This is a genomic window from Haloferax sp. ATB1, from assembly GCF_000730175.1.
This window is the reverse complement of sequence record NZ_JPES01000013.1, coordinates 17,667-29,697: the sequence shown is the minus strand read 5'-3', so window position 1 is coordinate 29,697 and position 12,031 is coordinate 17,667. Positions and strand designations below refer to the sequence as shown.

Sequence of the window (12,031 nt, the reverse complement as noted above, 5' to 3'; positions counted from 1 at the left end):
GACGCCGAAGTGGCGCTCGTTGACGTAGAGGCCGGCGACGGAGCCGGGGCCGGCGTTGAGGTACTTGTAGTGACACCAGACGGCGAAGTCCGCGCCCACCTCGGAGAGTCGGTGCGGGACCGCGCCGACCGAGTGCGCGAGGTCGAAGCCGGCCAGCGCGCCGGCCTTGTGAGCCGCCTCGGTGATGGTCTCGACGTCGAACAGTTGGCCGCTCCGGTAGAGGACCGAGGGGAGAAACACCATCCCCACGTCGTCGTCGATGGCGGCGAGCACGTCCTCGGTCTCGATGGTCCGCCCGTCGCGGCTCTCGACCACGCGAAGCGTCTCGTCGGGGTCGCGGCCGGCCGCCCGGAGTTGCGCGCGAACCGCGTAGTGGTCCGTCGGGAAGTCGAGGTCGTCGACGACGATTTGCTCGCCGCGGGCGGGGTCGTAGAACGTTCCGACGAGCGCGTGGATGTTGACGGTGGTGGAGTTGGCGACGACGACCTCCTCGGGCTTCGCGCCGACGAGGGGCGCGAGTCGGTCGCCCAGTCGCTCGCCGTAGCTGAACCACTCGGGGTCGGCGTCGGTCCACCCGCGGATGGCGAGGTCGCGCCACTCGTCGACGACGCAGTCGAGCGCCGCCGCCGCATCGACGGACAGCGGGCCGAGCGAGTTGCCGTCGAGGTACAGTTCGCCCTCGGGGACGAAAAAGCGGTCGCGGAGGTCCGAAAGCGGGTCCGTGGCGTCCATCTCGCGGGCGGTCGCCGAGGTCGTCGGAGTCGTCAGGGTCGCCGAGGTCGTCGGAGTCGTCAGGGTCGCCGAGGTCGTCGGAGTCGTCAGGGTCGCCGAGGTCGTCGGAGCTGGTCATACGCGTCTCGAAGCGCCCGCGCGACAAGTAGGTGCGCGGCCCGCGCTGGAACCCGAGTGGCGGGTCAGCTTATTCGGCGTCGGTCGCCGACGACTCGGCCTCGCGGGCGAGTCGCTCGTAGGCGGCCCACGAGGGGTCCACGTCGGGGTGTTCGATGCGCTCGCCGTCGACGACGACGCCCTCGCCCGCGACGACGGTGCCGGCGACGCCGACGGGGGTGCCGCGGGCGTCGAGCGCGGCGACCACGTCGTCCGTGACCGAGGGGTCCGTGGCGACGATGAGCGACCCGGCGGTGGTCGAGCGCCACGGGTCGATGCCGAGGAAGTCGCAGGTCTCGCGGACGCCGGGGCGGAGCGGGATGCTCGACTCGTCGATTTCGAGTTGGACGCCCGCGCTCTCGGCGATTTCGTTGAGCGCGCCGTGGACGCCGCACTCGGTGGCGTCGTGCATGGCGTGGACGCCGCGGCCGCCGGCGGCCGAGACGGTCATCGCGTCGCGGACGGCGTCGGTCTCGTCGAGTCGGTCCTGCGCGGCCGCGAGCACGTCGGTATCGAGGTCGGCGAAGGCGCCGGGGAACAGCGTCGTCAGGAGGCCGGTCGCCTCGACGCCCGGCCCCTTCGTCACGAGCACGTCATCGCCGGGTTTCGCGCCGTCCGGGCGGACCACGTCGTCGTGGTCGCCGACGGCGAGCGCGGTCGCGCCACCGACCCACGGGTACGAACAGCCGGCGTAGCGGGCGGTGTGGCCGGTGACGATGCTGGCGCCGAGGTCGTCGGCCTCTTCGTGCATCGCTTCCCAGAGTTCGGCGAACTGCTCGTCGGTCATCTCGGGCGGGAGGGTAAAGGAGACGGCGAGATGCGAGGGGTCCAGCCCCGAGACGGCGATATCAGAGAGGACGATGTCGATGGCGAACCGGCCTGCACGCTCGAAGCCGAGCGCGGGAAGCACGGAGATGGGGTCGGTCGCGATGGCGACGGCGGTTCCGTCGATGTCGAGGAGGCCGAAGTCGACGCCGTGGGTCGGGCCGAGCGCCACGTCGTCGCGGGCCGCGCCCAGCCGCGGGTAGATGTACTCGTCGAAGAACTCGCGGTCGACCTTTCCGAGGTCGGTCATACGCGACCTCGGGGGGCCGCCAGTAAGAACGTACTCATCCGCCGCCGGCGGGGTCGGAGCCGGGCCCGGGACCGGAGAATCCCGGATTCGGTCTCGGTCTCGGCGCGGGTCGCGCTCGACTGACTCGCCGACGCGGCCGCTCGCCGGTCGAAAGGCGGGACGGTCCCCCGTCCCTGCTCATGAAGAGACGCGGAGACGGTTCGAAGGGGCATGGAAAGTCCCACCACCGGACTGCTCCCGCGTCGGTTGAACGTGAACGCCGGACCTACAAGAACCTCGCTAAGTTCCCTCGATGGACCTATATATCTCCAACGAGGCGTCAGCAAATACTGCCGCATCGGGGAAATCGCCCCCGCCGCTCAGACCGGCCGGTGCCCCGCTTCGTCGGGGGTGTTGTTCGGCGTCCGCCACGCGTCGTCGAGGTGTTCGACGAGCGCGCGGGCGACGGCGACCGGCTCCTCGTGGTGGACCCAGTGGGTCGCCTCGTCGAACGTCTTGAGGTGGCCGTCCTCGCAGAACGCGAGGCTCTCGCGCGCCATCTTCGGTCGGAGGAACCTGTCTTTGCTCCCCCGACGACGAGCGTCGGCGGTTCGACCGTCTCGGCGCGGGGACGCGGGCGCTCGCGGACGACCGCGCGATACCAGTCCACCATCGACCCGTAGGCACCCGGCACCGACCACGCGGCGCGGTAGCGGTCGAGGTCGGTCGCCGAGAACGTGCCGGGGAGCGCGGAGCCGGTCATCGCCCGCTCCAGGACGGCCCAATCGCCCACGGGCGCGACGAGTTCGGGGAGCTTCGGGAGTTGGAAGAACAGGACGTACCAGCTCCGGAGCTGTTGGGCCGGGTCGCGGCGGAGGTGGCGGGCGAACACCGCGGGATGCGGGAGGTTCATCGCGGTGAGCGAGCGCACCCGCTCCGGGTGGTGGAGCGCGGTCCACCACGCCACCGCGCCGCCCCAGTCGTGACCGACGACGTGCGCCTTCTCGTGGCCGAGCGCGTCCGCGACGCCGACGACGTCGCCGGCGAGTTCGTCGATGCTGTACCACTCGACGCCCGAGGGGCGGTCGCTCAGGTTGTAGCCGCGCTGGTCGAGCGCGACGACCCGATAGCCCGCCTCGGTCAGCGGGCGGAGGTAGTCCGCCCACGCGTACCAACACTCCGGGAAGCCGTGGAGGAGCACGGCGAGGTCGCCGTCTTCCGGTCCGGCTTCGACCGCGTGGAGCGTGACCTCGCCCACCTCGATACGACGGCTCGCCGCCTCGACGGGGAGTTCCACGTCGTCGCGCGACAGCCCCGATTGCTTCGCCATACTCACCGCTACGGCGGCGAGGGACAAATGTGCCGCGGCGGCGCGAGCGGCCGTCGTCTGCGAGAAATGCGTCGGTGTCGCGGCGGGAGTCGAACCTACCCGAACAGGCGCTTTCTGATGCTCCGCGTGCGGCTCTGTTCGGCCATGAGTACCGAACACTCCACGTCTTCGACGACGTCCATGACGACGGTGCCGCGGACCAGCCGCGAGAGGAGGCCGCGTTCCGTCGCGCCGATGACGAGGAGCGAGGCGTCGGTCGCGTGGGACTCGATGGCCGCCTCGACGTCTCCGGTCTCGACGGTGAGCGTGGCGTCGCCGAGGCCGCGTTCGTCGGCCCACTCCTGCAGGAAGCGCTCGCCCTCCGCCGCGTCGTCGGCGACGTGGAGGAGTTCGACCTCCGCGTCACAGAACTCCCGGAGGACCGAGGCGATGGACGCCGAGAGGTCGGAGTCCGGGCCGCCGGCGGTCGGTACGAGCACGTGCGAGGGGTCGAAGCCGCGGTCCTTCAGCACCAGCACGTCGTAGGGGAGCGAGTGGGTCATCTCCTCGAACGCGCTCTCGGCGCGGCCGGGGGACCCGTGGCTGTCGGGGCCCCAGCCCATGACGACGAGGTCGGCGTTGTAGGTCTCCGCCGCGTCGAACACTTCCTCGAACGACCGGTGGGAGAGAACGGTGTGCGTCTCCATGTCCACGCCGAGTTCGTCGGCGTCGACGCGGGCCTGTTCGAGCAGGCGGTCGGCCTCGGCGAAGTCGTACTCCTCGCGGGCCGATTCGAGAGCGGTCTGGTCCGGCACCTTCACGATGTGGACGCCGACGAGCGTCCCGTCGTTGGCCTTGGTGACGGCCCCGGCCAGTGAGATGAGGTCGCGCTCGCTTTCGGGGTTCGAAAGCGGGACCATGACGCGGTAGCCCCCGTCGGGTTGGACCGACGTGGCGGCCGAGACTGCGGCGTCCGGGAGCTGCTCCGACTGCTGGAGCAGGTACTTCCCGAGGATGCCCTGCTTCGTCGCCTTCGTGCGGGCGTAGGCGGCGTACCACAGCATGGCGAACACCACGAAGCCGGCCGCGAGGAGGACGATGGTGTCGGCGAAGAAGGCGATGAGGGCGAACGACGTGATCGCCCCGAGGATGGGAACCAATGGGGTACAGCGGAACCCGGTAGTCCGGCTGGTAATCCTCGGGGTCGGCCACGCGCATCACGACGAGCGCGACGTTGAGCAGCCCGTAGATGATGAGGTGGAGGACGCTCCCGGCGTTCGCGAGGGTGTTGACGTTGGCCAGCAGGATGAACAGGAGGATGAACCCGCCGGTGATGGCGATAGAGCGGTACGGCGTGCCGAACCGGGGGTGAATCTCGTTGAGTTCCTCGGAGACGATTCGGTCGCGCCCCATGGCGAAGTTGATGCGCGAGGAGGCGAGAATCGAGGCGTTCGCGGACGAGGCCGTGGCGAGGAGGCCGCCGAACAGCATCGCGCCCGCGCCGACCGGACCGATGAGGAGTCGGGCGACGTCGACGACGGCGGTCTCGTTCCCGGCGACGAGGCTGTTGTCCACCGCGGCCAGCACGGTCAGGAGAACGAGCGCGTACACCAGCGTCACGATGACGACGCTGCCGAGGACGGCCCGCGGGAGGTTCTTTCCGGGGTTCTTGATTTCCTCCGCGACGGAGGTTATCTGGACGAACCCGAGGTACGAGACGAAGATGAGGCCGGTCACCGGCAGGAGCGGCGACAAGCCCCTGTCCGGCGGGACGAACGGGCGGAGTTTGGCGAGGTCCGCGTTCAGGAGTCCGAAGAGCGTGAACACGGCGAGGATGGCCAGCAGGATGAGCACGATGGCGTTCTGTAGCTTCCCCGTCTCCTTCGCGCCGACGTAGTTAATGAACACGAAGAGGAGGCCGCCCGCGAGGGCGACGAGCTTCACGGCGGAGACCGTGACACCGCCGAGTACGAGGCTCGGAACGGGGAGGAACGTCACCACGTACTGACCGAAGCCGGTCATGTAGAACGCGGAGGCGAACGCGAGCCCCATCCAGTTGCCCCACCCGGCGACGCTCCCGAACAGCGGCCCGAGCGCGTGGTTGATGTAGTAGTACGCGCCGCCGGACTTCGGCATCGCGGTGCCGAGTTCGCTGGCGGACGCGGCGGTCAAGAGCGCGATGACGCCGCCGAGGACGAACGCGCCGGCCGAGAGCGGTCCGGCCGCTTTGACCGCAGCGCCGGGAAGCACGAAGATGCCCGCGCCGATCATCGTTCCGATACCGATGGTCAACGCCGCGAGCGGCCCGAGGTCCTTTGCGAGTTCCTCGTCGGTCATGTTTCACCACCGGCGTCGTCCGCGTCGTCGGTGTCGACGTCCGCAGCGTCCGCTGCCGGCAGGACGACCACGGGGCGGTCGCTGTGCCGAACCAGATGGTCTCGGACTGCGCCCGAAAAGAGGTCCCACCACGAGCGACCGCCGCGCGGGGTGAAGACGATGGCCGTCGCGTCGGCGTCCTCGGCGGCGTCGAGGATGGCGTCGCCGACGTCCGTGGCGAACCGGAGGTCGGTGTGGATGTCGATGCCGGCGTCGTCCGCGGCGCGGCGGGCGACGTCGAATAGCTCGTCTGCGACCTCCTCGCGCTGTTCGACGCCGGCCTTGTCCGGCGCGCCGCCCGCCTTCTCGATGACGTGGACGACCGAGGCCCGACCGCCGGCCGCGGCGATGTGCGGGAACGCGGCGGCGCAGGTGAGTTCGGCGTCGTCCGCGTTCGCAATCGGAAGCAGGGGACGCGAGAACAGCGGTTCGACGTGTTCAGTCATGTGTCGAGCCCGCGAGCGCGGTGTGACAAAAGCGGTTCCGCCCGGCGGAACGGGATTGTGCCGGGACGACTACACCCGATTCACAACGTGACCGTCGGGAATTCATACGCCGGGGTTGTGCGGCAATCGGTTTAGAAGTTCGCAAACCGGGGTACGGTGTCGGCCGGGCCGATTCCGGGGCGACGGCCCCGCCTCAGACCGCGGTGACCCACGCTCGATACGCCTCGTCGCGGCCGTAGACCGCCTGAAAGACGCGGTCGGCGAAGCCGGCGAGACGGTTGGCGTCCGAGCGGGCGGTGATGCGGACGTTCGTCCCCTCGGCCTCCTCGGGGCTCTCCAGTTTGTCGATGCGGAACTCGGGGAACTCCGAGAGGAGCGTTTTGAGCCGGTCGAGTTCGTCTTCGGTTACGTCCATGTTGAACGTCTGGTCGGCGAACTGAATCCACGGGCCGGGACCCTCGCCGTCGAGGTCGTCGAGGCGCTCGGCCTCGATGGTGAGAAAGGCGCTGCCGCGGTCGCGGTGCGCCGACACGGCGTCGGCGAACAGCTTCCGGCGCTCGCGGGGCGTGTCGGCCTCGAATCGGGTCATGTGGAACGGTACAGCCGCGCGGTACAAAAGCGACCCGCGTCAGAACAGCGCGAGGACGGCGGCGAGCGCGAGCGCGCTGACGGTGAGCAGTTGCAGTCCGAGGACGCCCAGCGGGGCCGCGCCCGTCCGCCGCATTGCGTCGAGGCGGACGTCGAGACCGAGACCGACGAACGCGAGCGCGAACAGGGCGTTGCTGGCGGTGCCGACGGTGGCGAGCGTCGCGTCCGAGAGCAGACCGAGGTTGGCGACGGCGGCGACGGCGACGAAGCCGACGAGGAACCGCGGGACGCCGTCGAAGACGGCTCGCAGGCCGGTCGCGGCCTCCTCGGCCCGACCGGCGTAGCGAACCGCGTAGGCGACGGCGACGAAGCCGAGCATGGAGTTTCGCGCGAGTTTGGTCACGGTTGCCCAGCGACCGGCGACCTCGGAGTGGGCGAAGCCGGCCGCGGTGACGGGACCGGTGCTGAACATGCTCAGGCCGGCCCAGATGCCGAACTGACGGCCGGACAGCGGAAGCAGGTCACCGGCGATGGGGAACGCGGCGAGCGTGAGCGCGTCGAACAGGAGGACCGCGGCGACGACGTGGGTGAGGGACTCGCCGTCGGCGTCGATGGTGCCGGCGATGGCGGTGGCCGCGGAGACGCCGCAGACGCTCGCGCCGGCCGCGAGAAGCGACCCGGTCTTGTCGGCGAGGCCGAACACGCGCCCGGCGACGGCCTCGACGAGGAGGACGCCCGCGGCGACGGTGACGACGACGAGCGCGACCAGCACGGGGCCGGAGGCGACGAGTTCGTCGATTGCGATGCGAGCGCCGAGCAGGACGATACCCGTCTCGAGGAGGAGCTTCTGCGTGTCGACGCCGGGGCGCGCCCAGTCGGGGACGCCGACCGTGTTGGCGACGACGGCCCCGAAGAGGACGCCGAGCAGGAGCGCGTTGACGCCGGGGACGAAGCCGGCGACGAGCGCCGCCGCCCCCGCGAGGACGACGAGGAGGCCGACGCCGGGAGCGAGTCGCGCGAGCCGACTGATGCCGGCGTTCTCGGCGTCCGAGTTCCCCCCGGTGCTCACGGCCCGAGCGCCGCGAGGACGGTCACGACGACGAGTCCGAGGGCGGTCGCGCGCCAGCCGCGTTCGAGCGTACACCACAGTTCGTACGCGCGCTCGACGGTGGCCGCGCCGAGCGCGTCGCACATGGGAGACGAATCGCGCATTTGTCGGTGCCACGAGAGCCGGGCCGTTGAACGTGTCGCTTCCGTCTGTGAAAACAGCAACAATATCCGCTAAATCGGCGGTGACCCGGTCGATTGAGCTGTAAGCCGGCAAACAAGGAGCAACATTTTCTCGTTCCTCTGACCGTTGCCGTCGCAGAACTCAGTACGTATCTTCAACACTATATGCTCTCGCCGGATGGGGTCAGATATGGGAAAGCGCATCCTCCTGCTCGGAGCGCCGGGCGCAGGTAAGGGCACACAGTCGAAGCGACTCGCCGAGACCTACGGCGTCGAACACGTCACCACCGGCGACGCGCTGCGCGCGAACAAGGACATGGAGACCGAGTACGGGACGCCCCGTTCGTTCATGGAGAAGGGCGAACTCGTCCCCGACGCGGTCGTCAACGAAATCGTCGAGGCCGCGCTGGAAGACGCCGACGGCTACGTCCTCGACGGCTACCCGCGGAACCTCTCGCAGGCGGAGTACCTCACCGAAATCACCGACCTCGACGCGGTCATCTACCTGAAGGTCGCCGAGTCCGAACTCGTCGAGCGCCTCACCGGCCGCCGCGTCTGCGACGACTGCGGCACGAACTTCCACGTGAAGTTCAACCAGCCCGAGGAGGAGGGCGTCTGCGACGACTGCGGCGGCGAACTCGTCCAGCGCGACGACGACACCGAAGAGACGGTCCGCGAGCGCCTGTCGGTGTTCAAGGAGAACACCGAGCCGGTCATCGAACACTACCGCGACGAGGGCGTCCTCGTCGAGGTCGACGGCGAACAGACCCCGGACGAGGTCTTCGAGGACGTTCAGGCCGTCATCGACGACGCGTAAGCGCGCACTCGGAACGACGTTTTTCACCAACTATACTCGGAGCGCCGGCGCTGTCGCCGGCGCGCTCGCTCTCGTCTCCAGAGTAAAACCTTGATAACAGCCGGTTGCTAAAGGGGCGGTAATGGCACGAATCGAATCTCGGGTGCGCGACCTCGTCGGCTCCGACGCCGACATGCGCGCCGCCGTCGAAACCGTCCTCGAACGGGCGGACGACGGAGAAGTCGAGTGGGCCGACGTTCGCGACGAGCTCACGAGCGGCCAGTGGGGTCGCCTCATCGAGAAAGGTATCCTCGTCGACGGCGACGAGGGGTTCCGGCTCGCCGACGCGGCGGAGACCCGCGCCGGCCTCGAAGACGACACGTCCGACTCCGGCGGCTCGTCGTCGTCCTCGTCGGTCGATACCGACACCGGCGACTCCTCGTGGTCGAAGTACGACAAGGGCGCGGCCGTCGTCACCGTCGGCCTGTTCCTCGGCTACTCGGTCGCCGAGGTTCGGAACGTCATCGGCGGCGTGATGGACGTGGCGCTCGGCCCGCTGGCCGACATGCTCCCGTTCTACGCCGTCGTGATGGTCCTCGCGCTCGCGACCGGCCTCTACTCCACGCTCCTGCAGGCGAACCTCATGGACATGGAGAAGATGGGCATGTATCAAGAGCGGATGAAGGACATCCAACAGCGGCAGAAAGACGCCAAGGAGCGCGGCGACGACGCGGCGCTCGAGAAGATTCAAGAAGAGCAGATGGAGGCGATGGGCGACCAGATGGGCATGTTCAAAGAGCAGTTCCGCCCGATGGTCTGGATCATGTTCCTCACCATCCCGGTGTTCCTCTGGATGTACTGGGCCATCGGGCGTCGGCGGGGGCTCCGACCCGCACCATCGTCACCGAGAACACTCGTGCTCCCCGCTCGCTCGGGTCCGTCGAGTGGAAGCAGGGAGTCATCGGTCCCATGCAGGCGTGGATTGTCTGGTACTTCCTCTGCTCGATGGGCTTCACCCAGATCATCCGCAAGAGCCTGAACATCGACATGTCGCCGTCGGCGTCGTAAGCCGACCCGAGCGACTCGAACCGACTCCGTTTCTCTCTCCGTTTCCGCGTCTCACCAGCCTCGGTTCTCTCGCACTCACCCCCGTGAGAAGCCTCCGCAGGGGTCGTCGGCAACGATAACACCTTTTAGCCGACCGCACGCAGCAGGGATATGTTACTGACCGTCTCCGGACCACCGGGCAGCGGGAAAAGCACGACCGCCGCCGCGCTCGCCGAGGCGTTCGACCTCGAACACATAAGCGGCGGGGACATCTTCCGCGAGCTCGCCGCCGAGCGCGACATGACCGCCGTCGAGTTCAACAAACTCGCCGAGGAGGACGACCAGATCGACCGCGACCTCGACCGCCGCCTCCGCGACATCGCCCTCGACCGCGACGACGTGCTCCTCGAATCTCGCCTCGCCGGCTGGCTCGCCGGCGACGCCGCAGACCTTCGTTTTTGGCTCGACGCCCCCGTCGACGTTCGCGCCGAGCGCATCGCCGACCGCGAGGACAAAGCGCCCGACATCGCCCGCGAGGAGACGACGACCCGCGAGGCGAGCGAGGCCAAGCGGTACGACGCGTACTACGACATCGACATCACGGACCTCTCTATCTACGATATCGCGCTCAACACCGCCCGCTGGGGCCCTGACGAGGTGACCGCCATCTGCATCGCCGCGGTCGACTCCTACGATTCCGAGGCCGACGAGGGCAAGTACCCGGTCGACGGCGTCCGTTACGACTTCTGACCATGCTCCGAGACCCGCCCGAACACCGGAGCGTCGACGACCTGCTCTCGTTCGGCGTCGTCAACCTCGACAAGCCGCCGGGGCCGTCGGCCCACCAAGTCACCGGCTGGGTCCGCGACATGGCCGACGTCGACCGCGCCGCCCACTCGGGGACGCTCGACCCGAAGGTGACCGGCTGTCTGCCGACGCTCCTCGGCGACGCGACCCGCATGGCGCAGGTGTTCCTCGAAGGCTCGAAGGAGTACGTCTCCGTGCTCGAACTCCACGGACCCGCGCCGGCCGACATCGACTCGACCGTCGCCGAGTTCGAGTCGAAGCTCTACCAGAAGCCCCCGCGGAAATCCGCCGTCTCGCGCCGGCTCCGCGTCCGCGAAATCTACGACCTCGACCTCCTCGAAGTGAAAGACAGACAGGCGCTCCTACGCATCCGCTGTGAGTCGGGGACGTACATCCGAAAGCTGTGTCACGACCTCGGCCTCGCGCTCGGCACCGGCGGCCACATGGGCCACCTCCGCCGGACCGCGACCGACCCCTTCGACGACGCCGACCTCGTGACGCTCCACGACCTCAAAGACGCTCTCGCGTTCGCCGCGGAGGGAGACGAGTCGTGGCTGCGCGACGTGGTCGCGCCCGCCGAGCGGGCGCTGTCGCATCTCCCGTCGGTGACCATCGCCAACAGCGCGGCCCGCGAAGTCGCCAACGGCGCGCCCGTCTACGCGCCCGGCGTCTTCGACGTCGACGCCGACGCCTCCCAGGGCGACCTCGTCGCCTGTTTCACCGACGACGGTTCGGCCGTCTGTCTGGGCGAACTCGTCGGCGACGCGAACGCCGACTCGGGCGACGGTCGTCTCGCTGGAAGCCGTGTTAGTCTGAGACCGTTTCGCGCTACTTTCTCCGGCGCTTTTTTTCCGCGTCCGCGAGCGTCTCCGCCTGCTCGTTGACCGACGCGACCTCCCGTTTTGCGTCTGATTTGTCGAGGTCGTAGACGTAGCGCCACGACGCCAGCGGGTAACCGCGCGACTCCTCGGGGCGGTCCGCGGCCGGTTCGGACCCACTCTCGCGGCGTATCGACCACCACCGGACGCCCGCGACGCCCAACGCGAGGAGGACGAGGAGCATCGCGACGAACGGGAGGAGTCCGAGCGGGACGCTCTGGAGGGACGTGAGCATACGTTGTCATTACTCCCGAGGCGGCAAAAGCGTACTCGTGGAGTGGACTCGGTTTCGTGGCACCGTTCGAACCGCACGACGACGGTGCGATACCGTGGCACGGCAGCCCTTCGCGTCGCCGTGACGAAACGAAGGGCTTAACCGCGAGACACGCGTCGCTTTGAATGCACCCCGGGACCGTGGGGTAGTGGTATCCTCTGCCGATGGGGTCGGTAGGACCTGAGTTCGACTCTCAGCGGTCCCACTTCTTACTTTCATGGGTTAAAATTAGTAGCGGTATAGACGCTCTATCATAATTTTGCACCGTTACTAGAGTAGTAATTATCTAATAGTTTAAATACTCAGTCTAGTCGGGTGCGTGACGACGCGACTGCGAC

General features: G+C 68.5%; 9 protein-coding genes, 1 tRNA gene and 4 pseudogenes. 5 read left to right on the top strand and 9 right to left on the bottom strand.

Annotation, left to right across the window (positions count from 1 at the left end; translation table 11 throughout):
* From ATB1_RS02495 to ATB1_RS21900, 8 genes and pseudogenes are all read right to left on the bottom strand, one after another.
* Window positions 1–732 (bottom strand): aminotransferase class V-fold PLP-dependent enzyme (locus tag ATB1_RS02495; RefSeq protein WP_042662115.1); only part of this gene is annotated, 732 nt, incomplete at its 3' end.
* 187 nt (window positions 733–919) lie between these two features.
* The gene (locus tag ATB1_RS02490; RefSeq protein WP_042662114.1) at window positions 920–1,963 is read right to left on the bottom strand and encodes an AIR synthase family protein; all 1,044 of its coding nucleotides are present in this window, start codon (window positions 1,961–1,963) and stop codon (window positions 920–922) included.
* 359 nt (window positions 1,964–2,322) lie between these two features.
* Window positions 2,323–3,272, bottom strand: a pseudogene (locus ATB1_RS02485) (alpha/beta fold hydrolase).
* Between the two features lie 95 nt (window positions 3,273–3,367).
* Window positions 3,368–5,588, bottom strand: a pseudogene (locus ATB1_RS02480) (amino acid permease).
* A complete protein-coding gene (locus ATB1_RS02475; RefSeq protein ID WP_042662113.1) occupies window positions 5,585–6,073 on the bottom strand; it encodes a universal stress protein in 489 nt (162 codons plus the stop codon). The pseudogene ATB1_RS02480 and the gene ATB1_RS02475 overlap by 4 nt, the downstream one beginning before the upstream one ends.
* A 193-nt stretch (window positions 6,074–6,266) precedes the next feature.
* Complete coding sequence (locus ATB1_RS02470; protein ID WP_042662112.1) at window positions 6,267–6,662, bottom strand: hypothetical protein; 396 nt, start codon at window positions 6,660–6,662, stop codon at window positions 6,267–6,269.
* Between the two features lie 39 nt (window positions 6,663–6,701).
* Window positions 6,702–7,730, bottom strand: coding sequence for a YeiH family protein (locus ATB1_RS02465; RefSeq protein WP_052367656.1), 1,029 nt, complete (start codon window positions 7,728–7,730; stop codon window positions 6,702–6,704).
* A complete protein-coding gene (locus ATB1_RS21900; RefSeq protein WP_157837702.1) occupies window positions 7,727–7,873 on the bottom strand; it encodes a hypothetical protein in 147 nt (48 codons plus the stop codon). The genes ATB1_RS02465 and ATB1_RS21900 overlap by 4 nt, the downstream gene beginning before the upstream one ends.
* Before the next feature lie 208 nt (window positions 7,874–8,081).
* Between ATB1_RS21900 and ATB1_RS02460 the strand changes: the two genes are divergently transcribed.
* The 4 genes and pseudogenes from ATB1_RS02460 (at window position 8,082) to ATB1_RS02445 (ending at window position 11,357) form a co-directional block, all read left to right on the top strand.
* On the top strand, window positions 8,082–8,708 hold the full coding sequence (locus tag ATB1_RS02460; protein WP_042662111.1) for an adenylate kinase: 627 nt from the start codon (window positions 8,082–8,084) through the stop codon (window positions 8,706–8,708).
* A 121-nt stretch (window positions 8,709–8,829) separates the two neighbouring features.
* Window positions 8,830–9,755: pseudogene (locus ATB1_RS02455) on the top strand (DUF106 domain-containing protein).
* A 150-nt stretch (window positions 9,756–9,905) separates the two neighbouring features.
* A complete protein-coding gene (gene cmk / locus ATB1_RS02450; RefSeq protein ID WP_004975061.1) occupies window positions 9,906–10,484 on the top strand; it encodes a (d)CMP kinase in 579 nt (192 codons plus the stop codon).
* A gap of 2 nt (window positions 10,485–10,486) precedes the next feature.
* Window positions 10,487–11,357: pseudogene (locus ATB1_RS02445) on the top strand (RNA-guided pseudouridylation complex pseudouridine synthase subunit Cbf5).
* A gap of 12 nt (window positions 11,358–11,369) precedes the next feature.
* Here the strand turns inward: ATB1_RS02445 and ATB1_RS02440 are convergent.
* Window positions 11,370–11,654, bottom strand: coding sequence for a hypothetical protein (locus ATB1_RS02440; RefSeq protein ID WP_042662110.1), 285 nt, complete (start codon window positions 11,652–11,654; stop codon window positions 11,370–11,372).
* Between the two features lie 173 nt (window positions 11,655–11,827).
* On the opposite strand from ATB1_RS02440, the gene ATB1_RS02435 reads away from it, so the two are divergent.
* Window positions 11,828–11,898, top strand: a tRNA-Pro gene (locus ATB1_RS02435).
* Window positions 11,899–12,031 lie beyond the last annotated feature (133 nt).

Bases quoted from the DNA above. Each gene is read 5' to 3' on its own strand.
- ATB1_RS02490 (WP_042662114.1), bottom strand. From the start codon at position 1,963: ATGACCGACCTCGGAAAGGTCGACCGCGAGTTCTTCGACGAGTACATC.
- ATB1_RS02475 (WP_042662113.1), bottom strand. From the start codon at position 6,073: ATGACTGAACACGTCGAACCGCTGTTCTCGCGTCCCCTGCTTCCGATT.
- ATB1_RS02470 (WP_042662112.1), bottom strand. From the start codon at position 6,662: ATGACCCGATTCGAGGCCGACACGCCCCGCGAGCGCCGGAAGCTGTTC.
- ATB1_RS21900 (WP_157837702.1), bottom strand. From the start codon at position 7,873: ATGCGCGATTCGTCTCCCATGTGCGACGCGCTCGGCGCGGCCACCGTC.
- ATB1_RS02460 (WP_042662111.1), top strand. From the start codon at position 8,082: ATGGGAAAGCGCATCCTCCTGCTCGGAGCGCCGGGCGCAGGTAAGGGC.
- cmk (WP_004975061.1), top strand. From the start codon at position 9,906: ATGTTACTGACCGTCTCCGGACCACCGGGCAGCGGGAAAAGCACGACC.
- ATB1_RS02440 (WP_042662110.1), bottom strand. From the start codon at position 11,654: ATGCTCACGTCCCTCCAGAGCGTCCCGCTCGGACTCCTCCCGTTCGTC.